Annotated in this window: 19 protein-coding genes; 10 read left to right on the top strand and 9 right to left on the bottom strand. The window is 42.5% G+C overall.

Features of this window, described 5'->3' with window-relative positions; all coding sequences use genetic code 11:
- Positions 1–69 precede the first annotated feature (69 nt).
- Together CTT31_RS12675 and CTT31_RS12670 are read left to right on the top strand one after the other, a co-directional pair.
- Complete coding sequence (locus CTT31_RS12675; RefSeq protein WP_039496845.1) at positions 70–2937, top strand: TonB-dependent receptor domain-containing protein; 2868 nt, start codon at positions 70–72, stop codon at positions 2935–2937.
- Between the two features lie 499 nt (positions 2938–3436).
- Positions 3437–6319: a TonB-dependent receptor plug domain-containing protein gene (locus CTT31_RS12670; protein WP_260491376.1), complete on the top strand. Its 2883-nt coding sequence runs from the start codon at positions 3437–3439 to the stop codon at positions 6317–6319.
- Positions 6320–6686: 367 nt separating this feature from the next.
- Here CTT31_RS12670 and CTT31_RS12665 read toward each other — a convergent pair whose 3' ends face one another.
- Complete coding sequence (locus CTT31_RS12665) at positions 6687–9023, bottom strand: helicase-related protein (RefSeq protein ID WP_260491375.1); 2337 nt, start codon at positions 9021–9023, stop codon at positions 6687–6689.
- A 303-nt stretch (positions 9024–9326) separates the two neighbouring features.
- Between CTT31_RS12665 and CTT31_RS12660 the strand changes: the two genes are divergently transcribed.
- Positions 9327–10157 (top strand): M90 family metallopeptidase, encoded by an 831-nt coding sequence (locus CTT31_RS12660; protein ID WP_260491374.1) that lies wholly within the window; start codon positions 9327–9329, stop codon positions 10155–10157.
- 54 nt (positions 10158–10211) lie between these two features.
- On the opposite strand, the gene CTT31_RS12655 is transcribed toward CTT31_RS12660, so the two are convergent.
- From CTT31_RS12655 to olsF, 6 genes are all read right to left on the bottom strand, one after another.
- Complete coding sequence (locus CTT31_RS12655; RefSeq protein WP_211858117.1) at positions 10212–12026, bottom strand: DEAD/DEAH box helicase; 1815 nt, start codon at positions 12024–12026, stop codon at positions 10212–10214.
- A 129-nt stretch (positions 12027–12155) separates the two neighbouring features.
- Positions 12156–12419: a GrxA family glutaredoxin gene (locus CTT31_RS12650; protein ID WP_010378880.1), complete on the bottom strand. Its 264-nt coding sequence runs from the start codon at positions 12417–12419 to the stop codon at positions 12156–12158.
- A 94-nt stretch (positions 12420–12513) separates the two neighbouring features.
- The gene (locus CTT31_RS12645; RefSeq protein WP_039496854.1) at positions 12514–12792 is read right to left on the bottom strand and encodes a peptidylprolyl isomerase; all 279 of its coding nucleotides are present in this window, start codon (positions 12790–12792) and stop codon (positions 12514–12516) included.
- 60 nt (positions 12793–12852) lie between these two features.
- Entirely contained in the window at positions 12853–14916 is a 2064-nt protein-coding gene (locus CTT31_RS12640) for a TonB-dependent receptor plug domain-containing protein (protein WP_069020176.1), read from the bottom strand.
- Positions 14917–15025: 109 nt separating this feature from the next.
- Complete coding sequence (locus tag CTT31_RS12635; protein WP_017216232.1) at positions 15026–15508, bottom strand: TlpA family protein disulfide reductase; 483 nt, start codon at positions 15506–15508, stop codon at positions 15026–15028.
- Positions 15509–15591: 83 nt separating this feature from the next.
- The gene (gene olsF / locus CTT31_RS12630; RefSeq protein ID WP_039496858.1) at positions 15592–17313 is read right to left on the bottom strand and encodes a bifunctional ornithine lipid synthase OlsF; all 1722 of its coding nucleotides are present in this window, start codon (positions 17311–17313) and stop codon (positions 15592–15594) included.
- Positions 17314–17429: 116 nt separating this feature from the next.
- Here olsF and CTT31_RS12625 point away from each other — a divergent pair, with 116 nt between their 5' ends.
- Together CTT31_RS12625 and CTT31_RS12620 are read left to right on the top strand one after the other, a co-directional pair.
- Positions 17430–18356 (top strand): 2-hydroxyacid dehydrogenase, encoded by a 927-nt coding sequence (locus CTT31_RS12625; protein WP_039496859.1) that lies wholly within the window; start codon positions 17430–17432, stop codon positions 18354–18356.
- A gap of 136 nt (positions 18357–18492) precedes the next feature.
- Positions 18493–18627: a hypothetical protein gene (locus tag CTT31_RS12620; RefSeq protein ID WP_010378895.1), complete on the top strand. Its 135-nt coding sequence runs from the start codon at positions 18493–18495 to the stop codon at positions 18625–18627.
- 28 nt (positions 18628–18655) lie between these two features.
- On the opposite strand, the gene smrA is transcribed toward CTT31_RS12620, so the two are convergent.
- The gene (smrA, locus tag CTT31_RS12615; protein ID WP_039496860.1) at positions 18656–19237 is read right to left on the bottom strand and encodes a DNA endonuclease SmrA; all 582 of its coding nucleotides are present in this window, start codon (positions 19235–19237) and stop codon (positions 18656–18658) included.
- Positions 19238–19328: 91 nt separating this feature from the next.
- On the bottom strand, positions 19329–19568 hold the full coding sequence (locus CTT31_RS12610) for a hypothetical protein (RefSeq protein WP_010378899.1): 240 nt from the start codon (positions 19566–19568) through the stop codon (positions 19329–19331).
- A gap of 360 nt (positions 19569–19928) precedes the next feature.
- Here CTT31_RS12610 and CTT31_RS12605 point away from each other — a divergent pair, with 360 nt between their 5' ends.
- From CTT31_RS12605 to CTT31_RS12585, 5 genes are all read left to right on the top strand, one after another.
- Complete coding sequence (locus CTT31_RS12605; RefSeq protein ID WP_039496862.1) at positions 19929–21539, top strand: diacylglycerol kinase family protein; 1611 nt, start codon at positions 19929–19931, stop codon at positions 21537–21539.
- 87 nt (positions 21540–21626) lie between these two features.
- Positions 21627–23030, top strand: a complete 1404-nt coding sequence (locus CTT31_RS12600; RefSeq protein ID WP_260491373.1) for a sigma-54-dependent transcriptional regulator — start codon at positions 21627–21629, stop codon at positions 23028–23030.
- Positions 23031–23045: 15 nt separating this feature from the next.
- Positions 23046–23261, top strand: coding sequence for a histidine kinase (locus tag CTT31_RS12595; RefSeq protein ID WP_010378905.1), 216 nt, complete (start codon positions 23046–23048; stop codon positions 23259–23261).
- Positions 23258–24742 carry a sensor histidine kinase gene (locus tag CTT31_RS12590; protein ID WP_039496867.1) on the top strand — a complete coding sequence of 495 codons (1485 nt, stop codon included), beginning with the start codon at positions 23258–23260 and terminating at the stop codon, positions 24740–24742. Before CTT31_RS12595 ends, CTT31_RS12590 begins: the two co-directional genes overlap by 4 nt.
- Positions 24732–25181: a response regulator gene (locus tag CTT31_RS12585; protein ID WP_010378908.1), complete on the top strand. Its 450-nt coding sequence runs from the start codon at positions 24732–24734 to the stop codon at positions 25179–25181. Before CTT31_RS12590 ends, CTT31_RS12585 begins: the two co-directional genes overlap by 11 nt.
- The last annotated feature ends 100 nt before the right edge of the window (positions 25182–25281 follow it).

Genomic DNA, 25281 nt, shown 5'->3' with positions numbered 1-25281 from the left:
AAATTAACAAGGCAACAAAATAATAATTAATACAAGCTGTTTACAATAAAACAATCCAGGGTGATTCACATGCTAAACAATAAGTTAACTAAGGCGGTTCGCTTAGCGATCGCGTTTGGTGGCGCTAGCGCTGCCGTATTTGCAACCAATGCAGTTGCTGAAGAAGAAGGCGCGAAAAGCGTTGAGCGCATTGAAGTTACAGGTTCTCGCTTAAAGCGCACTGACCTTGAATCTACTGCTCCAATCACTGTTATCGGCGGCGAAGCGCTTGGCGATATGGGTATCAGCAACGTTGGTGAATTTGTTCAATCAAACCCAGTTATGTCTGGATCGCCAGCAACAACAACGCGTAACAACGGCGGTAGCGGTGGCGTATTTGTAGAACTACGTGGTCTAGGTTCAGAACGTACGCTTGTACTTATCAATGGTCGTAAGCCTGTAAGCTCAGACTTCCAGAATATTCCTGCTGCAATGATCGACCGTATCGAAATTCTAAAAGATGGTGCTTCGGTTGCATATGGTTCGTCAGCAATGGCTGGTGTTGTAAACATCATCACTAAAAAAGAACTTACAGGTGTTGAAGTTAAAGCAACAACGTCTTGGTACGATATGTTTAGCGGTGGTAAAGAGCAAAGCTTCCAACTAGTTGGTGGTAAAGAGTTCGATACAGGCCATATCACAGTAGGTTTCGATTATACCAAGCAGGATCCAATCTATCAGGGTGATGTGAAAGACGTTAACTTCTTCCAATATCCTTGGCAGGTGCTTTCAGAAGAAGGTGCTAAGAGTTTTTACGAGAACGGTTTAATCCCAGATGGTGACAATGCGAACGTATTCATTTTAGGTTCGGGTTCTACTCCTTGTGGTAATTTCTACGTTGAAGGTAAAGGTAACTTTACTAATGATAAATGCCCAAGTGGTGGCGACGGTAAGCCTTCTCTAAGTGACATGCGCCCATTTGTCGGCGGTGGTGAAGTAAACGATACTTACAACTACAACCCAGTAAACTTAATGCAAACACCTTTTGAAGTGATTAACTTCTTTGTTGATACTTCATTTGAGTTAAACGATGACCTTGTCGTATATACAGAAACACGCATCAATAAGCGTACTTCAAAACAGGAACTTGCGGCTGTACCTTTCGACACAGCCTATGATCCAGGCTATGTAGTTACACTTTCAAATGGTTCGACGGCTAACGGTGTATCAGCTGATAACTACTACAACCCATTCGGTGAAGATGTTTATCGCTCTCGTCGTCGTATGCTTGAAGGTGGTCGTTACTTCGAACAAGATTATGTTCGTTTCCAACAAGTTGCAGGTCTAAAGGGCGCAATTAACGATAACTGGCAGTTCGATGCTTACTACAACTATGGTGCAAATAGCCTTCAAGATACTGACTTTGGTCAGCTTTACGGCCCACACCTAGCAAAAGCTTTAGGCCCATCATTCAAAGATGACGCTGGCAATGTGGTATGTGGTACGCCTGACGCACCTATTTCTGACTGTGTATCGCTAAATGTATTTGGTGGCCCAGGTACTGTGACTCAAGAGATGCTTGATTACATTACTGCACCACTAGGCGATCACTACAATGATTCATTCCACCAAGTTCGTGTAGACGTATTTGGTGAGCTATTTGAAGTTCCAGCAGGTTATGTTTCAAGTGCATTTGGCCTTGAGTATTACACCACTGAGTTTGAACAAGTAAATGATTCTGGTAAGTTCTTTGATTCAGTGACTGGAAACACCAGCAAGCCACTAACAGGTCTATCTAAGAACTACACAGCTGCGTCGGCAGAGTTCTTAATCCCATTAGTACGTGATTTAGGTGTTGAATCTGCAGATTTGACGCTAGGTGCACGCTATGACGACTTTAGCACAACAGGTTCAAACTTCTCTTGGATGGCTAAAATTGAGTCAAATATTTTTGATGGCTTAAAGTTCCGTGCAAACTATTCAGAAGTATATCGTGAACCAACACTAAGCGATTTGTATTCGCCAGAGCTTGATTCATTTGAAAGCGCTTCAGATCCGTGTTCTGCGGCAAACATTGGTGGCTTATCTGCAGCAGGTCAGGCTAAATGTCTTGAAATGGGTGCTCCAGCTGGCGGCCACAACAGTGCTGATGCGCAAGTTCGTACACGTTTAGGCGGCAACACAGGTGTCCAATCTGAAGAAGGTGAAACATTCACTATTGGTTTTGTGTGGGCTCCTGACTTTGTTGAAAACTTAGGTATTACTATTGATTACTGGGATATCAACATTGACGGTAAAATTGGTTCTCTAGCAACTGATGATATTCTGCAGGGTTGTTATGCCGGCCTTATCGAAGATATGTGTGCAAAAATCTCACGTGGCTTTGATGGCTCGGTTGATCGTGTAGACAGTCGTACAACAAACTTACAAAGCATGACTGCTCGTGGTATCGATCTTGATGTGAACTATTCATTTGACACAGACTTCGGTGCATTTGTAGCTAGCGTATCATGGACTCACTTCTTAGAGCGTGGCGAAGAAAACTTTGATGGTGAAACAGGTACATTTATCGTTGAAGATCTAGTTGGCAGATTTGAAGATGATACGTCTTACTTTGAAGACAAAATCTTATTCAATCTACGTTATGACCTAGACAATCTACGTGTTGTGTGGGCTGCGAACTATCAGTCTGGTCTTGAGTACGGTGACCTAACTTACATTAAGCGTGATAATTATGATTCATTAGCAGGTTTAGTTGCTAAAGTTGATTCATATGTGTACCACGATTTAACCGCACAATACTCATTCGATACAAACACAACGGTGCAAGCTGGTATTCGCAACCTAACAGACGAACTACCTCCTTATATCGAAACAGCGTTCAACGCGAACACTGACGAAAGTAACTTCAAGCTATTCGGACGTCAGTTCTTCTTAGGTGTAACTCAGAAGTTCTAACCGAAATTTAGCAATTTTGACCAAAATCGGCCTCTGTTGAGGTCGATTTTTTTAAATTCCCCATTCTAGTTTGCCTCCTTCAGTACTAAATCCATCCAATTTGTAACAAGTGCTTCGGTAGTTGTTTTTTTATTGCGGATATGAATTCTCAATGTTTATTGAATGTTGTTCCTTGGTGTGTGTAAATGTAGTGTTTGTACCTTTATTGTTGCGTAAAGAGTGATTTTTTGCGATGAATTACAAAAGTGATAAAAAAAATGAACTTATTTTTACTTTTATAACATCATGAAAAACAAAAGAAAAAAACTATTTTCATGTTAAAATAAAGCGTTTTTTGGTTTGTTTTATGAAATGATTGTTGACCCTATGTTGGTACTAAAAGTAGTATAGCTCTCGACACGATAACTCAAGCGATTTTAGGTACTAGATTTAAATTCTTTTAATCTGTTGTTTTTATTGAGTTTTTGTTCATTAAAATAAAAATCAGGGATCATCAATCATGTTGAATAATAAAATAAGTAAAGCTGTTCGTTTAGCTATTGCCTTCGGTGCAGCATCGTCTGCTGTGTTAGCGAGTACTGCTGTTTCAGCTGAAGAAAACACTGAAGAAGTGGAACGTATTCAAATTACAGGTTCAAAAATTAAGCGTATCGCTGCTACTGCGCCGACGCCTGTCGTTGTTATTGGTCGTGTTGAGCTTGAAAATGCAGGTGTCAGCAACGTCAATGATTTCCTATCTGAAATGCCAGCTGCAGAAGTTGGTCTAAGTCCTGAAAACTCTAATAACTATATCTATGCCAACGGTCTAAATACAACCGACCTGCGTGGTTTAGGTTCTAGCCGTACTCTTGTTTTAGTGAACGGTCGTCGCTTTATCGGTGGTTCTGCAGGTGACAACACTGTAGATTTGAACAACATAGCGACTTCAATGATCGAGCGTATTGAAATTTCAACTGGTGGTGCATCTGCGGTTTACGGTGCTGATGCCGTAGCTGGTGTAGTGAATATTATCACGCGTAAATCATTCGATGGCATTGAAATTGATGCTGCAACGACTCGTCCATTTGAAGGTGGAGGCGAACAAACGTTTGGCTCTCTTGTTTTTGGTAAAGAGTTTGATGGCGGCGGGTTCATCTTTAACTATGACTTTGCTGATCAAAAGCAAATGGCTAAAAAAGATAAATCATGGTGGTATGATAATCCGGTCTCTTTTGTACCTAACCCGGATAACAGAAGCGGTGAAGACGGCGTTCCTGCCGAAATTAAATATGAAGGCAGAAAGCATTACGGTCTTTATGATGAGTCGAGTGAGTTTACTTTAGGCGGCAAGCGCTGGACATTCGATGAAAATAAAAATCTACGAGAGTTCGATATTGGTAGCGGTTATTTACCAAGCGACCCGACAGCTGGCACTTATCGCTATTATCCTGGTGAATATAAAGATGGTATCGAAGAAGGTCTTGATGAGTTCTTCCGTACGCCTTTAACGCGCCATACATTTAACCTTGCTGGTAACTACGAGATAAACGAAAATCACAAGTTGACCTTCGATACTATCTATTCTATCAGCGAAGCTTTCGGCCAGGGCTCACCTGTATTTTGGCGTACAGGCGATATTGTTATTCGCAAAGATAACGCTTTCATCAAAGACGATCTACGTCAGCTGATGGAAGAAAATAATGCAGAATCAATTTCTTTACGCCGTTTAGGTGATGACTTCGGTTCAAGAAAATACAATCAAGATCGTACTACTTTCCGAACGTCAATTGGACTTGATGGCTACATTGATGATAATTGGTCGTACTCTACATACTTCCAGCACAGCCGCTTACAACAAGATACGTCTTGGCAAGGCGAAGTGTTAATCGATAACTTCCAAAACGCGCTTGACGCAGTTGTACGCAATGGTGAAATTGTTTGTGCGCAACGTGATGATGACGGTAATGTTGTTGGGTCGATTTTTGGTTGTTCACCAATCAATGTATTAGGTGCGCCAGGTCACTCACAAGAGACTATTGATTACATCTCTACAGTAGCGACTGCGGAACATGGTGCTACCCAAACAAGCTTTGGAGCCACAATAACAGGTGATGTTTATGAACTACCAGCAGGTCCGATTGGTACTGCATTCAGTTTCGAGTGGCGTAGAGATTCAGCATACGAAACGCCGGGAACCGGTATCCGTAAAGGTCTAGTGTTTGGTAACTCTGGTTTAGCATATTCTGGCGCAGTAAATGTGAAAGAATACGCAACAGAAGTTATTATTCCGCTAATTGCCGATCATGAATGGGCACAAGAATTAAACCTTGAGCTTGCGTATCGTTACATGGATTATTCATCTACAGGTGGTGATTCTGCGTATAAAGTAGGTCTGACTTATCAGCTTAATGATGACATTCGTTTCCGTGCAACTAAAGCAGAGTCGGTACGTGCGCCAAACGTTAATGAGCTGTATTCAGCTGCTGGAACCCAGTACTGGTCATATGGGCGCTTTGATCAATGTGCTGCGGACGAAATTGCGAATACAGATGACAAGTATCGTGATAATGTAGTCAAAAACTGTGCGGCGGCAGGTATTCCAGATGGATGGATGCCGTCTCAGCAGTGGTTAGATAGCGGTAGTATTGAAGGTAAGCTTGGCGGTAACAACCAGCTAGACAACGAAGTTTCAAGCGATGTTGTGTTTGGTTTTGTGTATACACCAACTTCTATTGAAGGCTTTGATATCACTGTAGATTACTGGAGCTTTGAGATTGAAAATGCAATCGAGAACTATGACTATGGCGAGTTACAAAGAAACTGCTACCGTGCTGATAGTCTAGACAACCCATTCTGTGGCTTTATTACTCGTGGTGCAAACAACGAAGTTACTAGCTTCTTCCAAACTTCTCTGAACGCAGCTGAAGAGAAGAAGAGCGGTGTTGATATCGAGTCTGTATACGACTTCGAAACTAGTATTGGTGAGTTCGGTGTCAAGCTGACAGCGACTTATGTTGAAAACTACGAAATTAACCAAACAGGTAACCCTATTGACCTGTTAGTTAAAACGGGTGAGCAAGATCACATGAGATGGCGTGGTCGCTTGAATACTAGCTATGAGTACGGAGATTTCAGAGCTGTATTAGTTGCAAACTACCGTCATAGTACTGTAGACGAGCGCAATGGTTGGAACATCGAGCAACATAACTATAACGATATTCCTTCTTATACTACGTTCGACTTATCAATGAACTATCGAGTACTTGAAAACGTAGATCTACGTTTCGGTATTCAAAATATGTTCGACAGAACACCACCTAGACATCCTCTAGCGTTTGAAGACACTAGCTGGTACGATCCAATCGGTCGTCGCGCTACTGTTGGTGTGAACATCAAGCTATAATTTTTATAGTGATAAAAAGCCGCTCATTGAGCGGCTTTTTTGTTTTTGAAAACTTTCCAGTCCAAAAATAGATAATTTAAATAATTGAGTTGGTTTAATGGGCTATTGGATAAAGATCTACCTGTGCTTAACTATATAACCTGAGCTGCGGATAATTAATGCCTTTCTAGCAGCCAGTTTTAGCGCTAACTGCGTTGAATTCACTTCCAATAGCCAGCTATTGGTGCGTAAATTCGCCTTGTTTTCCCTAAAACTCTCTGGCTAGACAAGGAGAAAACTAAGTTGTGCTTTAGCAACAATGAGTTGGAACATTTCTTATCCAAACCTCAGGTTATATAAGTTATTCGTTATCCAAAAGTCATGTCTGCTAACTTACATCGACGACCTTACTGGCTTTACGATAGCGTATTTTGAAGCCACTCCAGGCTGGCAGTTCCCACCTTTTTGGTGCGTCTTTCCTTGTACCGTTGATATAAGTAAGTTCGATTCTTTTTCCTTTAAAATTATAACTTACTGCCATTGTCAGCGCTGGAATCGACCATGTTAGCGGAAACTTTTCAACAAATGGTGTTAATTCCCACACTTCAACTTCATTGAATAACAAATCTTGTTCGCTGATTAGTTCTATATCGTCATAGCTTTCTATACCAAGTGCCGTTAGCTTGTCACTTAAAAATGAGTTGAGTGTGGGCATAAGTTCATCGCGTTCATGAAATTGGTAGAACAATGCAGTCTGCTCAATATTGGCTTCTATCTGCTTGGCCAAACCTGAAAACAGCGTATTATTTTGGATAAGAAATACTAAGGCAGAAACAATGTCTCTGGGGTTATCAAGGCACTTAGCTTGTTGGCCTAAAACCTCGTCACCGTAATGTGTAATAAACTCACCCCAAAGCTCATCATTATCAATATAAGCTGAGCGCAGTGTTTGACTGCCAAGGCCCATTTCAAGTAATTGCTTTTTCGTTAGTAGCGCATTACACATCGCGAGTGTCTTAGCTTGCTTGGTACCTTTTCCTGCGAGTGAAAAAGTATTTAATACCAGTAGTGCTTCTGCCTGTTCCGGTACGCGAGTATGGTTTGAAGGCATGACTTCAGCGAAGCCATTATTAAAACCATTACGACGGTTTTGCTTATTAATATAAACCCAATGTGGCATTAGCTTAGCTAACTCAATGACAAGTTTGTCATGGTCAAAACTGGCTGCCTTATCCAAAGGCGGTAGTGCAAATGCTTCACGCAATTGCGTGCTAAATTGCTGTGCTTCTGTGAGCGCCTCAGGCGTAATATCAATTAATTCTTCAGTTTGTCCTCTCACCACAGCGATAGCGATTTCTATATCTGAGCCTCGAGTAAATCGGCTATTTAATCTTGTTAAGCGCTCTACATCATTAGGTAGCTGGTAAACTCGGGCTGGTACAGATAGAAGCGAAATAAGGTCAATAGCCGCTTGGCGTAAGGTATTTGAGGTCAATTTATGGATCACATAACCAAACTCAAAATCGACGGGTAGTGGGTAAAGCAGCTTGCCAAGCGGAGTTGCGATATTTTGTTCATCAATGGCTTCTAATGTAATTAGCTGTTGTTTAGCCTTATTTAGTGAGCTTTCAGGAAGTGGGTCGATAAAATCAATAGACGAGACACCTGTTGTTGCGCAGCCCGCCGCAAGTACAAGCTCTGCCAATGACTCTCTTTGGATCTCAGGCGGGGTGCTGTCTATCAAAGGCGCATATTGGCCATATAATCGCATACATAGTCCCGGTTGCGTACGTCCTGCGCGTCCTAGACGTTGCTTTGCTGAATCTCTTGCAATCGCATCTAAGCCTAATACGGTTTTTCCAAGGCGTAAATGAGTACGACGCTCAAGCCCTGAGTCAATCACGCAAGTGACATTGGGAATAGTGAGCGAGGTTTCGGCAACATTGGTTGCGAGAATAATTCGACGTGTACTTTGTGCGGTTAATGCGATGCGCTGAGCCTCTGGGCTGCAGCCACTATATAAGCCAACGGTAGTCGCTGGTAGCACTTTCACTTTAGCTAAGCTTGCTTGGATCTCGGCCTTGCCAGGTAAAAAGACTAAAATATCGCCCTGGCAATGTTCCAATGCGTATTGGCAAGCTGCAAAAACTCGAGTATCGAGTTGCTCTTTTTGGGGCATGGTTCTTGGATCTGGGGCGTGAAAAAACTCTTCAACGGGGTAAATGAATCCTTCTGACTCTAAGATAGGGGCGTCTAAATAAGAGGCTAATTTTTGGCTGTTTAACGTTGCCGAGGTAACAATGAGTTTGTGTGATTGAGCTTGCTTTAAGAGCGCTAATAATAAGTCCATGTCCCAGCGTCTTTCATGAAACTCATCCAACATTACGACGCTGAATTCTGCAAGTTTGCTCTCAAAAAACCACCTTAATGCTACACCAGGCGTTGCATAAACTACCTGAGTGTCTAGTGAAAACTTCCCCTCAAACCGAATAGCAAAGCCCACCTTATCACCAAGCGGTGAGCCACTTTGAGCCGCGACATATTCAGCTAAAGAGGTACAAGCAATACGCCGAGGCTCTATGACTAATACTCTGCCATGTTGTGAGGCCCAAAGCGGAAGTTGGGTTGATTTGCCAGAACCTGTTGTGGCACATACAACAATCGCATTTTGTTCGCTTAGTGTTTGAGTAAACTGAGGCTGTAAAGATTCAATGGGTAAAGACATAGCAGTTCATTTGCATTTTTTCGCCATAGTAACAAAGTTTGCTTGAAAAAGTCGGAGTCAGTACCAATTAATATTTGATGGATTATTCAACCTGAACTCGGAATAAGAAGTTAGGGAACTGATATAAAATACGACTTCTAACATTATTCAACTCTAGCCAGATGTTCTTTCTTAATACAAGGCAAATTTGAGCGTCAATAGCTAGCCTATTGCAAACAAATTTAACGCAGTAGTAAGGAATAACAACTGCTAGAGAACAAGTTATTATTCCTAGTTTAGGTTATTTTATAAAGGCCAAAAGCCATGATAGAAATAGTGCTTATTATCGGCCTTATTCTATTTGTTTCTCTGTATTGGAACTGGGAAAAAATTCAAAGACTGAAGTGGCAAAGGAAATACCAAGATCAAACGCTGAGTGCGTCAGATAAGCAAGTATTGCTAAAATACATGCCTATCTATCGTAAGATGACAGATGCTGATCGCGCACAGTTGGAAAAACATATTGTCTGGTTTCTTGGCGAGAAGCGGGTACTGGGTAGAGATGGGTTAACGGTGTCACGACCGATGACTTTAATTATTGCCGCAGATGCCTGTTTACTGGTTCTTAAGCAAGCTTGGCCACTCTATCCCAACGTCAAAGAAATATTACTCTATCCCAGTAGCTATTACGCGCCACAAACTGCTAGAGATGGTGCCGGTTTGGTTAGTTTTCACCAAACAGTTCGTCAAGGAGAGTCTTGGCCTGGAGGTACTTTAGTACTGAGTTGGCACGATGTACTTGAAGGAAATCGGTTGCCTGAGGATGGTCACAACTTGGTGTTTCATGAATTCGCCCATCAACTTGACCAACAAACTGGTGCGACGAATGGGACGCCTGCGTTACCTGTAGGAATGAGTTACCAAGACTGGGGTAGGGTGCTATCAAAGGCTTACCAGCACTTAAAAATGCAGCTGTCTTACAATATACCCCATGCTATTCATTCATACGGCGCAACAAACGAAGCGGAGTTTTTCGCTGTGGTAACAGAGACATTTATTGAAAAGCCCCATGAACTCAAACAGGAAAACCCAGAACTATACAATTTGCTGAAAGACTACTATCAGTTTGAACCAAGGGACTGGCAACGACATTAAAGCATATAAATAAAAAAACCGCTCAGTTGAGCGGTTTTTTCTTAAGAGCGTCGATTAAGAAAAGCTAATTTCTTTTCTTTCGCGTTTTTCTCTTCTTTGACCTTCAGGACGGCGTTTATCGCCACCGCCACTACGTGGGTCTTTAAAGCTACGCTTACGGTCTCTTTGCTCTTCGCCTCTGCCCTGACCTTGGTCAGCTGGGTGAGTGCTCTTAGTCATGTTCATAGGGCGTTGACAGATGTGAACACTCTTGAAGTGGCTAAGTACATCACTTGGCATATTCTGCGGCAATTGAACCGTGCTGTGTTCATTGAACAGACGGATTTCACCGATGAACTTGCTTGAGATATCCGCTTCGTTTGCGATAGCACCAACGATGTTCTTAACTTGAACACCATGGTCACGACCCACTTCGATACGGTAAGTATCCATTGGACCTGATGCACGGTCACGGCTACGAGATTTGCGTTCACCACGCTCACCACGGCTACCATCTCTTTCGCGACGCTCGCCACGACGGTCGTCACGTTCTCTACGCTCACGCTGTTGAATTTGAATATCTTCAACTTTCAGCGGCGTTTGCTGCTGTGCAAGACACAATAGCGCTGCTGCTAAGTCTTCTTGGCTCAGCTCTAGCTTTTGTGCAAGGCCTGATGCCACTTTTGAGAAGAACTCAATGTCTTTGTGCTCAAGCGCTGTAGAGATCTTGGTCTCTAATGCACCAATACGCTTTTCTTCAACGACTTTCGCACTTGGTAATTCAACCTGTGCAATATCAGAGCGCGTATGGCGCATGATGTTCTTAAGTAAATAACGTTCGTTGTTCTTAACGAACAAGATTGCTTTACCTTGACGACCAGCACGGCCGGTACGACCAATACGGTGAACATAAGCTTCACAGTCTTGTGGGATATCGTAGTTAACAACAAGGCTTAGACGCTCTACGTCAAGACCACGTGCCGCGACGTCAGTTGCGATAACGATATCTAGTAAGCCGCTCTTTAGACGGTCTACTGTGCGCTCACGCGCCTGCTGGTTCATGTCGCCGTTGAGCGGTGCAGCTGAGAAGCCTTCACGCTCTAGTAGCTCTGCAAGCTGAACAGTGTCATTACGTGTACGTACGAACACGATAGCACCGTCGTAATCTTCCGCTTCTAAGAAACGTACGATAGCTTTGTTTTTGTGTGCAGTTGCACGCCAGTAAACTTGCTCGATCGTAGATACTGTAGAGTTACGCGGAGTGATTTTAACTTGTTCAGCGTTATCTAAATATTTATTACAGATTGATTGGATCTGCTTTGGCATAGTCGCAGAGAACAAACAAGTTTGCTTCTCTTCCGGTGTTTTCTCCATGATGCTTTCAACATCATCGATAAAGCCCATGCGTAGCATTTCATCTGCTTCATCAAGTACAAGTGCGTTTAGACCAGAAAGGTCAATCGTCTTGCGATTGATGTGGTCAATCAAACGACCTGGTGTTGCCACAATAATTTGGGCACCACGGCGTAGAGCACTTAGCTGAATGCCGTAGCTTTGACCACCATAAAGCGCTAGTACTTCAACGCCTTTAGTAAATTTAGCATATTGCTGAAATGCTTCAGCAACTTGAATAGCTAGCTCACGCGTTGGCGTAAGCACAAGAATTTGCGGTTGTTTAACGGATGCGTCTACTTGGTTTAACAATGGCAGTGCAAATGCTGCCGTTTTACCTGTACCCGTCTGCGCTAGTCCCAGTACGTCTTTTCTTTCTAGCAATAACGGTATACATTGAGCTTGGATCTCAGAAGGTGTTTTATATCCCAGCTCTTCGACTGCTTTTAAGATTGCAGGAGAAAGGTCTAAAGATTCAAACGTAACTGGTTCTGACATTAATGCGCCTCAACTATTTTAAAGAGGCGCGCATTGTACAGGAAAGATAAAATAAAAGCTTGCATAAAATCACACTATTTTATATGTGCCTGATATTGGTTAAAATTTAATCTACGTGATTTTGCTAATTTACTGATAAAGGCCTAAATTTGCTTTTGCATAGGCTTCAAATTCAGTAAAGCCGCCAATGTGATCTTGGTCGATAAAAATCTGTGGTACGGTAGGGCAAGGTTTACCCGCTGACTTTTCAAGATCGGCTTTGCTTACGCCTTCCTTGATAATGTCAACATAGCGAAAATTGAAGTCATCGCGCTCTTGCGTTAAACGCTCAGCTACTTCTTTTGCACGAACACAAAACGGGCAACCTTCACGACCAAAAATAACAGTAAACATATTCTTTTTCTCCTCTAAACGGTTAGCTTCAGTATAGAGGATTAATCATGAAGGTAAATTAAGTTAAAATGATGAGATTAATCCAAAAAAGCGATTAACTCCGATAGACGGTTTTGATCAAGTGGAAGCCGAACTTGGTTTTCACAGGGCCGTGCACTTCAAATAACGGCTTTTTGAATACCACATCGTCAAAGGCCTTCACCATATCCCCTTTATTGAACTCACCAAGGTCGCCACCGCGCTTTTTTGAAGGACAAAGGGAATATTGTTTAGCCAATTTGCCAAAGTCAGCACCTTTGGCTAGTTTGGCTTTGATGTCTAAACACTCTTTTTCGGTTTTTACTAAAATATGATAGGCGCACGCTTTAGGCATGAAGGGACTCTCATTAAAAAAATAAATGCGATCATGCAGAGCTTGCGCGCCTATGGCAAGTTAAAATGTTACGCTGAAGCCAATAGAAGGACGCATTTCAAAGTCGTCGCTTTCCTCTTCTATATATAAATCATTGATTGATTTGACTCTATCGTAGTCAAGGTCAACATAGGCAGTATTGTCTTGGCCATATGCATTCATTAGCTCCAAAATTAGCTTGCCATCGAGACCAAATAATTCTGTTTTGCGTTCAAAACGAATATCTAGGCGGTGATAAGTGTCAAAACGCTCTGAGAATGGGTCGCCATACACAGGCAAGTAGCGGTTCGCAAATTCAGGATTCTCTTTTACACCCACAATTGGGGTATAGGCTTGACCGCTGCGAGCGGTAAAGTTAAAGCCTCCAGACCACTTTTCGCCAAAGTCATAGTGAAACACGGCATTCAGAATAAAAGGGGTATCGGCATAATAGTCACGCTTAATGCCGGTTAGCTCATCCTCACGCTCACTTTTTGCAAGGCTTACTGCAATCCAGCCATACCAATCATCGGTTTTGTTTTTGTTAACAATAAAATCAACACCATAGGCTGTACCGGAAGTCCCATTGATGTAGTTTACTTGAGATAAGGGGGCGCTTTTTGGCAGATCATCCATGGTTTTATAATAGGTCTCGACGGAATATGACCACTCATTTTCCAACTCCTGTTTAAAACCTAAGGTATAGTGAGTTGAACGCTGTGCTTCAAGTTCCGGGTTACCAACAACAGGTAAAATGTATTCAAGATCTTGAATGCGGCTGTAAGTGCCTGCCTTGGCTGAGATCACTGTGTCATCGCTATAGAAGTAATTGAGCGCAAGGCGTGGATGGACAATCGTTTCATCACTGTAATCATAATATTCACCCACTATCCCTAGTTCACTTTGCCAGTTTGGTGAAAATTGCCAAACGTGATTAACCCCAATAAAGGCAGAATCTGTTCCTGCACTCGATGTGCCCTTAATCCTTTCACCTTTATTTAGGTCACAGTCGGGGTCAAACTCGGTGCAAACATAATTAAAAGCATCGTAGCGGTAGGTAGATTTTTTGTCGTAGTAGCCGGCATCTGCAATGACACGTTGGTCTTTGTTTAGCTTATAACTGGCTCGTACTTTATAACTTAGTTGTTCTTCTTCAAAATTTTCAAAGTAGCCATCAGATAAAGTCGCGCGTTGACCGTAGCGCATAGTGGCTTGGTGATTGAGATAACCGACGCCTGCGCGAATATGTAAGTCTTTGGCGTAGTGATCCCACAACATGTTCTGACTATTAAATTTACGAATATAGCGAGCATCACCCTGATATTCTGGGGTTTTAAGGGCAAGATCTGACGCGCCTGAAAACCCAGCCGCAACCGAATCCTCCGCGCCATTGATATTTACCGTTAAGGTATTATTTGCATTGATATCCCACAGCCACTTGGCTTGATAGTCGTGATCATCCGGTGGATCGTTAATGGTGATCCCTGTTGGCTTGCCATCATCGTCCTCAAGTTCCTCGCCATCACTGAAAAACAGCGGTAAGGTACTTTTTCTTGCTGACACATAGAATGCGGAATTTTCAGTTGCTTTACCTTCAACAAAAATACCTGCGTTAAACATGGTTAAATCTAGCGTGGTGGCAATATCTTGGTATTTTGGATTACGCAGCGTGACGTCAAACACGGCACCAGTGGCATTGCTGTAACTGGTACCAAACCCAGCAGAATTTAGCTGAAAATCTTGAATTGTATTGCGGTTGAAAATAGAGCTGCCGAAATCGTGAAAGATATATCCTGCGGGCATAAAGTCCACTTCAAAGATATTGTCGTCAGGAGAAGAACCTCGCACGGCAGGTGCGCCCATAGAACCACCCGCAGCAACAACACCAGGCAGAGCAAAAGCAGCCCTAAGTGGGTCGCCCATGGCTCCTGGCATGTCTACAAGTTTTTGCGCATCTTCGGTAATTTCTGAAATAACTGAGCTGCGTTTATAGATAACTTCGATGTGTTCAATTTTCTCCTCGTCGGCTAATGCATGATTGGCAAGGGTAGTGCAGAGCACGAGGAGTGAAATTTTACTGAGCGTAAAGTGTGGGGCGTGGCGCATGGTCGGCTTCCTATTCATCCTTTGTTAAGATGTGCGTTAGCCTAAACGAAATAATTGTTGATTAATTTCAGAGAGTCGTAATTAACTGTAAGCGGTTTACTGAGGTTTCTTACAATCTCGCTCTGATCCCTATCTCGGATGAGTAACCAACAGAGCGCTCAGTTATTTTGAAGTCTTCATCAAGTACATAATATGTAGGGTAAGCCTGCACTTTATACGCTTGTGCCGTGCTCTGATTGCCGAGTAATACGGGCATATCTAATTGTAGATCGCTGACAAACTTTGTTACTTCTTCGGTGGAACGATAATCCAACGCAATCGCCACTGCTTTGACTTTGCCTTGCTGATGTAGTTTATCAATGTTCGGCATGCTCACTCGACATACGCCGCACCAAGGCGCAAAAAAATACACGATACTTTGTTGACCTTTAAGCTGAATAGACGAATAAGTTTGCTTGGATTGTAAAATGGGCAGGTGAAATGGCGGCGCCGTTTGCTCTCCCGAGTCGGCAAGCATGTTTCTTTCTTGATAGGCTGAGACGGCGAAAAACACCAGCACAATGATGACAGCTTGGCCAAGTAGCTTGAGCATACAAATGATCCCGTGATAACAGTAAGCAACAATAAAGACCGCAGTGTAGCGATCTTCATTGCAGCGGATCAATGTATTTGAGCTTAACCGTAGGGGTTGTCGCCTAGGTAGCGTTTCGCTTTTTGCTCTTTTAATTTCGCTAAGTCAACGAGTACCAGACCATCGATACAGTTATTAAAGTCGGGATCTATACTAAAGCTCAGAAAGTTCACGCCTTGCTCTTCGCAAAGCTCCGTATATTGCTTAAATAATGTAGGAACTTGAGCACCCATATTAGCAAGAATATGTTTGAGCTCTGCGAAATCTTCTTTGATGTCATCGCCACTGAACATGTGTTGATAACGGTTAAGCTGATCATTACTTAGCTTCATTTCGTTGTTCGGCGTGGCGATACCTGCAAGGTTTGAAAAGTAATGTTGGTAGTGATACACCAACATGGCTTTTGCTTCATCCGGTAACGCGTTTGAGAGGCTGACTGCACCAAACATATAACGGTGTTCTGGGTAGCGCTTTACGAATGCACCGATCCCATACCATAGGTAATCTAGGCTCTTGCGACCCCAGTACTTGGGTTGCACAAAGCTGCGACCAAGTTCGAGGCCTTTTTCAAAGTATGGGGTCATGGCTTCACTGTACGAAAACAAGCTGTCGGTATAAAGCCCGGATTGCCCGTGTTCTTCTATCACTTGCTTGGCACTTGCAAGGCGATAGGCACCCACCAGCTCAAGTTGTTTCGTGTCCCATAACAATAAGTGGTGGTAGTGCATATCGTACTTATCGATATCACGACGGTTACCACTCCCTTCTCCCACGGCCCTAAAGGCAATTTCTCTAAGGCGTCCAAGCTCTCTAAATATCACTGAGCTGCCGGTGTATTGGTAAACGTATATTTGCATGCCATCGGGTGTTTCACCGATACACTCGCACGCTTCCACTGCCTTTTTAAGTTCTTTGCGATTTTCTGGAACTGCAATAGGGGTTTGCGTTTTGAGTGGCAGTGGCTTTTTACTGGCAAGGCGATAAAGTTGCTTGCGAATAAGTGCTACTATCTCTTTGTCTTTTAGGTTATCAATAAGATAAGACTCTGGAGGAATGCTGGCGCCTATTTCAAATTCTAGCGATTTTTGCCTTTGTTTAAACATCTCTTTGACCAATAATAAACTGGCTAAAGGCTTATAAATCATACTGGTGCCGTAAAAGAGCGGACTGTTTTTCGCTTTGATAAAAATGGGTAGAATGGGGCAATTGGCTTTTTTAGCCATTCTTAAAAAGCCAGAGTTCCATTTGCAGTCTTTAATACCGGTTGGGCTTAAGCGAGAAACTTCACCAGCTGGGAAGATAAGTAGCGCCCCTTCCGATTTTAAATGCTTGTGAATGTTTGCCAGCTCTTGCTTTTTACTGGTTCCTGAGAGGTTATCAACAGGCAGTAATAGTGGATGCATTGGCGTAACCGACATCAACATCCGGTTAGCAACAACCTTTAAGTCAGGCCGTACTTGCGCCAGCACTTTGATTAGTGCCAGTGCATCTAAAGAGCCAATAGGGTGGTTTGCGACGATCACCACCGGACCTTCGCTTGGGATATGCTCTATTTGCTTTGGTTTAAAGCGAGCGTCAAAATCTAACTCATCGAGCACTTGTTCAACAAACTCGAGCCCCTGCAAATGGGGGTAGGTGTCAGCAAACGCGACAAACTCTTGCTCATGCAAGAGATAACCAAGCCCTTTTTTTACTAAACCTTTTACCTTTGGGGAGTTTTCAAGTTGTGGAAGATTTGCTTCAATGACTTTATCTACACTGATCATTTTTCATCACCTGTTGGCGCTTTTTTGCAAGAGTAAAAACTATTAATGACAAGCATGTTGCATTGGTATGTCATTTATTTTGCAGTGATAGCGTGTAGCGAGAATAAAGGAACAATATGGCTTTACTTATTTGTGTTACTGGTCGTAATAATGACAAGTTAGTTGCTAAGTTAGCAGCACTGTTGCCGCAGCAAACCTTGCTTGAATGGCCCGTTGATGATGTTAGCTTATTAAAGGAGGTCGAGTTTGTGCTGGCATGGAATGCGCCAGAGACGTTATGGTCACAGCTTCCTAATTTAAAAGTAGTGCATTCCTACGGTGCCGGTGTTGATAGCATTCCGATGCAGCTATTACCACCACATGTAGAAGTTGCGCGTATCGTTGACCCAAATTTAGCGGATGATATGGCTGAATATGTATTAGGCCAACTATTAAGCCATAAGCTTAGAGTTAGAGAGTACGGGGATAACCAATCTCAGCAAATATGGAAGCCAAGGCGCGCAAGAGCAGGTCGCACGGTTGGTATTATGGGGATGGGGCAACTTGGCCTTGCGGTCGCGCATAAGCTACACGTAAATGGATTTAACATCAAAGGTTGGTCCGGCTCTGCAAAACAACTCGACAATATTGAGCACTTCAGTGGGCAAGATGAGCTAGCTGCTTTTCTTTCAGGTATTGATTATCTTGTGTGCCTGCTACCATTGACTGAACATACCAAGGGGATATTGAACGCCAAGCTGTTTGCACTCGCGCCAGATCATTGCGTACTCATTAATGTTGCAAGAGGTGGTCATCTTAACGAGACGGATTTACTCAATGCGCTAGCGGCTGAGACGTTTGGCGGAGCTATTTTAGACGTATTTGACACTGAGCCGCTCCCTACATCACATGCCTTTTGGCAGCAGCCAAACATTAGTATTACTCCCCATGTTGCTGCATTAACCAGTTTAAATACGGCTGCTGAGCAAATTGCTAACAACTATTTAGCCATGCAGGAGGGCAAAACACTTGTTCATTTAGTTCAGAAAAAGCAGGGTTACTAATTGATTACATGGTTGTAATTAACCACAGAGCAAGGTGTAAAGAGAATAGTGTAAACTACTGTATAAAAAAACATCTTGAGTGTTTATGAATGATGCATTAATTTAACAAAAAAACAATAATAAAAAGGTCTAACCCATGAAGCAAAGTCAAGGTGGCGCGAAATTATCACTTGTTGTGGTTTCGGTTATTTTGTTAGGTGTATCGGCTTGGTTTAATCAAGCTAGTGCAAGTGAACTTCAGGGGACGACACCCACCGCAAATAGCAAATAAGCCGAGTGTTACTCGGCTTTTTGTTTTTTTAACGTTTAGCGTGACGCTCTCTATTTTCATGTTTTTTCTCTTCGCTCTTTCTTAGTAGTACGTAAGTAGAGCCGCTACCACCATGGCATTTTAGTGCAGAGTGAAATGCCAACACTTGCGGCATTTCTTGCAGCCATTTATTTGTATAGCTTTTCAGTACAGCGGGAAAGGGTTTACTGTTTAAACCGATACCATGCCTTAATAACAACACTCGGATGCTTTTTGCATGGCAATCGGTAACAAAGTCAAACAAGGCTTTACGGGCATCATGAAAGGGTTTGCCATGTAAGTCTAAGGTAGCATCAACTTGGTATTTACCTAATCTGAGATTTTTGTATACACCATCTTGGACGCCACTTTTTTTATAGGCGAGTAGATCGTGTGGATCTAATAGATCGACGTACTCTGTAGATAAGTAATTAGGATCAAACTCAAGTTCTTGCTCGGCGGCCTCGCGTTTTGCGAGTTGCGAAATAGTAGGTTCGTTTTTGTGACGGCGTAATTCTGCTTTTTTGTCTTGGGCGAGCGGAGTGACGTCGCCCATTGAAGCTAAAAATAGCTCTTCATCAGTCATGGCCATACTGCTTCTCCATTAACAAGCAATGATGGCCATGATTTTAGCGCACCGAAGTGAAATAGGGAACTAGTCGCTGGGAACTAGTCGCTAGGAACTAGTGAACTTCCAGCTGACCAAAGGTATAGACTTTGAATAGATAAAAAGTATTTATCAAAATCAAGCTAAGGTTAGAAATTACACTGGTGTTCATCAGATCAAGGCTAAACGAGATAAAAAGTACGCCACATGCGCACACAGCAGCTACTCTTAGTAGCGTTTTATGGTTAATAAAAAAGGCACCAAAACCTAAAGTAAGTAATATTAAGTTAAGTAGCCAGTCGAGCTCGTTTGCCATTGTCTGTTTGGTTCTCCAAATGCGTTTAAAGGATCGCCATTATGGTGATCATTTATGCTTCATTCAACTGATAAATTTTATGATTTTCACATTAGAAATTTTAATGGATTAATGGTGGCTGAATACTTATGTAGCAGCGCTTGCATAAGTCGTTACAAATACCCAGACGCACTTTTTATTTCTTTGCGAATAGTCTCAGCTATAGTTAAGTATCTTCATGATTATCATAAACAAGTTGATGAATCAGCGCAGATTAAGAAATGCATACCTATACTTACTTACATATGTACAAACCTAAGAGAGTTCCGCATAAGGCGATAATAAAAAGCCGTAGGCGACAAAAATAATTAAGGAAAGGCAATGAAAATGCTCAAGTACTACCTGTTTGCAAGTCTCTGTTTAGCCGCACTTACGATCCACAGTATTGGATCTTGGCTAATGTTGCCGCTTGCGTGGTTTACCGTCTCTATTTCTTTAGTTACTTTTGCTTATGCAACCAACTATCCGCACATATTTAGAAAGCACGGTACAGGCAAAATTCCTTGGTATATAACCTGGCTATTTTGGCCTTACTTAGGCTGTGTACATTTATACAATGCAATTGAAAGAGGTAGAGATGTTGTTGATGCATTTCAGCCGCTTACAGATAATTTATTTGTTGCTTGTCGGTTATTTCCAAGCGATGTGGATATGCTTAAGGCGGAAGGGATTGAAGCTATTTTAGACGTAACTGCTGAGTTCGATGGGTTAAACTGGTCTGCAGAACAGCAAGGCTTACACTACCTCAATATTCCAGTGCTAGATCATCAAGCGCCTACCTCAGAGCAGTTAGCGCATGGCATGGCATGGATAGCGGCGCAGCACGAGCTAAAGCGAAAGGTTGTGGTGCATTGTGCGTTAGGTCGAGGACGCTCAGTGTTCTTTTGTACTGCTTATTTACTCGCGACCAACCCCGATTATACCGTCCGAGAAGCACTCGAAAAAATTCAAAACCGCCGTGAAACGGCAAGGTTAAACAAGCATCAGCTAAAAGGGCTGACAAAGCTACATCACAGTCAAAACTTTACCCATAGTGAGCAGGCGGCGTTAGTTATTAACCCTGTATCAGGATCAGGTAAATGGTTTACCTATGAAAATGACATTGTGGGTATGCTGACGGAAAAATATAACTTATCGATTCACTTTACAGAGAAAGAGACAGATGTTGCAGCTTTGGCTAAACAGATCATGTCTGATAAACAGCCAAATATCATCATCGCAGGGGGCGGTGATGGCACATTAGCAAGTGTTGCTCATGGTGTTCATCAACACGATGTACTGTTTGGTATATTGCCTTTAGGTACTGCAAATTCCTTAGCGACCGTGTTACTCGGTTCATTGTCAAAAATAGATCCCATTAACCGTGCCTGTGAAGCAATTTTAGCGGGTAAAACTAAGCCTATTGATATAATGAACTGTAATGGCCGCACCGCGCTTTTAGCGGCAGCCGTTGGCTTTGGTCAGGAAATGATAGAAAAGGCTGGGCGTGAAGAAAAGAATAACTCGGGGCAATTAGCCTATATTCGAGGCCTTTGGCAGGCGGTAAGTGAGAATAAGCCCCTTAATTTTAGAGTGAGCTTTGATGGCGCTGAGCAATCTCAAATAGAATGTGTTAGTCTGGTTGTAGCGAATGCAGCACCAAAAACCACAATTCTTGCTCAAGGTCATGGAGAGCCAATCTATGACGATGGCAAACTAGATATTACGATTTTACCGGTTGAGCCGGATGGTGCGCAGAATCTTACGGTAGCCGAACTTATTTTACCTAAATTAGACGGCAAACCTTCTAATATTCGCACCGAGCAGTGCGAAAAGATAAACATAGAATTTGAGCAAGAACAACACTTTGCACTAGATGGTGAAGTGCTTAGTGCAAAAAGTATTGAAATAGTGATCCAGAAACACGCACTGAACGTAATGGTTCCGAATTAGGTATTTCTCGGTCATTCATTAGTGTGTAGTGTGTGAGATAAAAATCAAAAGTGGAAACACTATTGGAGTATTGAGAGAGGGACTCAATTGAAAACCGTTTTATTAGTAGATGATGATCATGATTTTGCAGAGCTGGCCTGTCGCATTGTCGAATACTTAGGCCATGACGCGTGTTTAGCGAATGACTTAGCGTCGGCCAGACAATGGCTAGAAACACAAAGTTTTGATCATATCTTTCTTGATTTTATGCTGCCAGATGGCAGTGGTTTACATTTAGTTGATGAAATCAGAGCAGCAGGGATCCGTACACCAATAACTATGGTTACGGGACATCCATCAGTAAAGTCAGCATTGTCGCAGCTTTGTCATGATGGGTTAAATTATCTCACTAAACCAGTTGATGCAGACGATTTTAGAAACGCATTAAGCCCTTCTAAGAACAAAGCCAAGCGAACCGAGAGTCAAGCACATTTTGGTGTGTTGCTGGGCGAGTCTACCAAAATGAAACATCTATATAAGATGATAGAGCGCGTTGCGGGTACTGATGCTAATGTGATGTTGATGGGGGAAAGCGGTGTAGGTAAAGAAATGTTTGCCCGCGCAATTCACAATGCCAGCACAGTGACAGGGGACTTGGTTAACGTAAACTGTGGTGCAATTCCGAAAGACTTGATCGGTAGCGAACTATTCGGTCACGAAAAAGGCGCGTTTACGGGAGCAAATGCTCAAAAAGTCGGAGTATTTGAACAAGCAGAAAATGGCACTTTGTTTTTAGATGAATTAACCGAAATGCCAATAGAGCAACAGCCAAACTTGTTACGTGTACTTGAAACGCATACGGTGACACGGGTCGGTGGCACAAAGCCGATAAAAGTAAACTGTCGGGTAATATCAGCGACTAACCGTAGCGTTGAAGATATTGCTACCAATGATGTACTGCGAGAAGACATTTATTTCCGATTGGCGGTATTTCCAATCCATATTCCACCGCTGAGAGAGAGAAAAGAAGACATTCCATTACTCGCCGAGCATTTTCTCCAGGGTTTGAATAAAAAAGGTAATAGTCAGTATGTAATTAAGGCGGCAGATATGAGCCGCTTGGTTGAATATGATTGGCCCGGTAATGTACGTGAACTCAAACACACAATCCATCGTGCCTATATTATGGCGGATCACGATGACCATAGCTTAGTATTTGATGCGAACTTCGCCTCACCATTCGCACAGGCGAAACGCATGGTGGAGCATGCGCAGTTAAATCGCGCTTCAATTCCACCACAGGTGGGCACGTCAAGCAGAGCAAATGCGATTCAAGTACCAACGCCTGAAATGAAGCCAGGTAAAACGATTGAAGAAGTAGAAAGAGAATTGATCTATCAAACGTTAGAATCAGTAGAAGGAAATAAGACGCTGGCCGCGCGAATGCTTGGGATCAGTACAAAAACGCTCTACAACCGTTTAAACGCCTATGAGGGAGAAACACTATCATAATTTCGGGGAGGAACAATGACACAACATGATCAAGGTACGCTCGCGAAGTTAGTGCATGACGCACGCAAGCCTTTGAATCAAATTTCAATGAATTCAGAGTTGATTAAACTTATCGCTGAACAACCTGATTCTCAACAACAGATAATCGAGATAGCAAATACGATTATTAAAGCAACCAAAGAGTGTAGCGAGCTGTTACAGACGCTGGTGGAGCAAGGAAATGATGAGTGAACAATGAGTCCAAGTTTAGTTATTTTATGAACTTAAGTAATAAACTTAACTTTATCTGGTTTGCGGTTGTTGTGAGTGTTGGCCTTGTAGCGTCCAATGCCCTAATCGGTTTTAACAATGTTAAAGAATTAAACCAAGTTCAAGAGAGTATCCGAAACACCAGCGAAGTAATGATGTCTCTGGATCAGCTGCATATTGCGATGTTAAATGCGGAGGCAGGACAACGAGCATTTTTAATCTCAAATAAAGAAAGCGATTTAGCACCTTTTATAAAAGCATTGCAAAACCTTGATGAGAGCATAGCTAAAGTTGGTCAGAATCACTCTGAAAGCGATGTACAGCAGCAAAAAATTAATCGTTATATCGAAGGGGTAAAAGCGCGATTTAAAACTTTGCAAAGTACGGTGATTGTTGCACGTAATACCGATACAGGTAATGAAGCTTTATTACTTGACCGAGCTGCGGACTCTGGAGGGGATCTACGAGAAGAGTTCACTCAGATCATGGCCGCAGAAGTGGACATCCGGACTATTCAGCTGAATCAGTTAAAACGTGTCCGCAAAGAAGCGCAAGTTAATATCGTTGTATTTACTTTGCTGAGCGCCGTGATGATTTTTGCTATTTTGCTACTTTTGGTCGTCAATCTACGCAGCGCAAAGAAAGCAAAGAGCGAGTTAGAAAAAGCAAACGATCATTTAGAAGAAAAGGTGCAAGCGCGTACCGAAGCACTAGAACATTACGCTGAAGAGCTAAACCGTAGTAACCGGGAGCTCGAAGACTTTGCGTTTGTTGCCTCTCACGACCTGCAAGAACCACTAAGAAAGATCCGCGCTTTTGGTGATCGCATCGAAAAGAATTATGGCGAGCACCTTGATGACAAGGGCAAGGATTATTTGGCTCGAATGACGAGTGCCGCACAGCGGATGTCAACGCTTATCACTGACTTGCTTGAGTTATCCCGAGTTACCACCAGAGCAAAGCCTTTTGAAGAACAGGATCTCAACCAAGTTTTACAGTTTGTGTTGGACGATTTAGAAATTGCAGTTCATGACAGTAGTGCGAGCGTAAACTCGGACGTGTTACCGACAATAAAATGTGATGCTAGTCAAATACACCAGCTGTTTTTAAATCTACTTTCCAATGCTATTAAATTCAGAGTAGAAGGGCGCGATCCGATTATTACAATCGCGGTTGAAAGCAGCCAATTGATGAGTCAAGATGCTTATACTTTTGTGGTAGAAGATAATGGCGTTGGCTTTGATGCTGAATATGCTGAGAAAATATTCTCGCCTTTTCAACGACTACATGACAGAAAAAAATATGCTGGTACTGGCATTGGTTTAACCGTGTGTAGACGTATTGTTGAGCGACACGGCGGAACGATTTCAGCGACCAGTGAAGATGGTAAGGGTGCTAAATTCACGATCACATTACTCGCTGAACCAACACCAATTATTCAGGAACTGAAGAATGAACTATAAAAAAACTCAGCCAATCCATATTTTGATGGCGGATGATGACGAAGATGATCGCTTGTTGGCTCAAGACGCTTTAGAAGAAAGCCGAGTACTCAATGCATTTCAGTTTGTTAAGGACGGGGTTGAGCTTTTGGAATATTTGAGAAATGAGGGAGAGTTTACTGATAAACAACGATATCCAAGACCGAACCTCATTTTACTTGACCTGAATATGCCAAGAATGGATGGTAGAGAAGCGTTACAAGAAATCAAAAAAGATCCAATACTACGTTCTATACCCGTGGTTATCTTAACTACTTCCAAAGAGGAAGAAGACAAACTGAGAGGGTATGACTCAGGCGCTGCATCTTATATTACTAAGCCCGTGGATTTTGATGGTTTAGTTGATTTGATGAAACATTTAGGCAAGTACTGGATTGAAATAGTAGAGCTGCCAAATTAATCCCATAGCGCTTGTGCAAACAAGCGCTACCTCACCGCAAGTCGTCCTATACTTGTTTCAACATAACGTGACGACCCAAACGAATTAATATCACTTCATT

The organism is Pseudoalteromonas maricaloris (assembly GCF_024746855.1).
In the GTDB taxonomy this organism is placed as follows: Bacteria; Pseudomonadota; Gammaproteobacteria; order Enterobacterales; family Alteromonadaceae; genus Pseudoalteromonas; species Pseudoalteromonas maricaloris.
Note: the sequence above shows the minus strand (reverse complement) of the source record. Positions and strands in the feature narration are given on the sequence as shown.

Bases quoted from the DNA above. Each gene is read 5' to 3' on its own strand.
- CTT31_RS12675 (WP_039496845.1), top strand. From the start codon at position 70: ATGCTAAACAATAAGTTAACTAAGGCGGTTCGCTTAGCGATCGCGTTT.
- CTT31_RS12670 (WP_260491376.1), top strand. From the start codon at position 3,437: ATGTTGAATAATAAAATAAGTAAAGCTGTTCGTTTAGCTATTGCCTTC.
- CTT31_RS12665 (WP_260491375.1), bottom strand. From the start codon at position 9,023: ATGTCTTTACCCATTGAATCTTTACAGCCTCAGTTTACTCAAACACTA.
- CTT31_RS12660 (WP_260491374.1), top strand. From the start codon at position 9,327: ATGATAGAAATAGTGCTTATTATCGGCCTTATTCTATTTGTTTCTCTG.
- CTT31_RS12655 (WP_211858117.1), bottom strand. From the start codon at position 12,026: ATGTCAGAACCAGTTACGTTTGAATCTTTAGACCTTTCTCCTGCAATC.
- CTT31_RS12650 (WP_010378880.1), bottom strand. From the start codon at position 12,419: ATGTTTACTGTTATTTTTGGTCGTGAAGGTTGCCCGTTTTGTGTTCGT.
- CTT31_RS12645 (WP_039496854.1), bottom strand. From the start codon at position 12,792: ATGCCTAAAGCGTGCGCCTATCATATTTTAGTAAAAACCGAAAAAGAG.
- CTT31_RS12640 (WP_069020176.1), bottom strand. From the start codon at position 14,916: ATGCGCCACGCCCCACACTTTACGCTCAGTAAAATTTCACTCCTCGTG.
- CTT31_RS12635 (WP_017216232.1), bottom strand. From the start codon at position 15,508: ATGCTCAAGCTACTTGGCCAAGCTGTCATCATTGTGCTGGTGTTTTTC.
- olsF (WP_039496858.1), bottom strand. From the start codon at position 17,313: ATGATCAGTGTAGATAAAGTCATTGAAGCAAATCTTCCACAACTTGAA.
- CTT31_RS12625 (WP_039496859.1), top strand. From the start codon at position 17,430: ATGGCTTTACTTATTTGTGTTACTGGTCGTAATAATGACAAGTTAGTT.
- CTT31_RS12620 (WP_010378895.1), top strand. From the start codon at position 18,493: ATGAAGCAAAGTCAAGGTGGCGCGAAATTATCACTTGTTGTGGTTTCG.
- smrA (WP_039496860.1), bottom strand. From the start codon at position 19,237: ATGGCCATGACTGATGAAGAGCTATTTTTAGCTTCAATGGGCGACGTC.
- CTT31_RS12610 (WP_010378899.1), bottom strand. From the start codon at position 19,568: ATGGCAAACGAGCTCGACTGGCTACTTAACTTAATATTACTTACTTTA.
- CTT31_RS12605 (WP_039496862.1), top strand. From the start codon at position 19,929: ATGAAAATGCTCAAGTACTACCTGTTTGCAAGTCTCTGTTTAGCCGCA.
- CTT31_RS12595 (WP_010378905.1), top strand. From the start codon at position 23,046: ATGACACAACATGATCAAGGTACGCTCGCGAAGTTAGTGCATGACGCA.
- CTT31_RS12585 (WP_010378908.1), top strand. From the start codon at position 24,732: ATGAACTATAAAAAAACTCAGCCAATCCATATTTTGATGGCGGATGAT.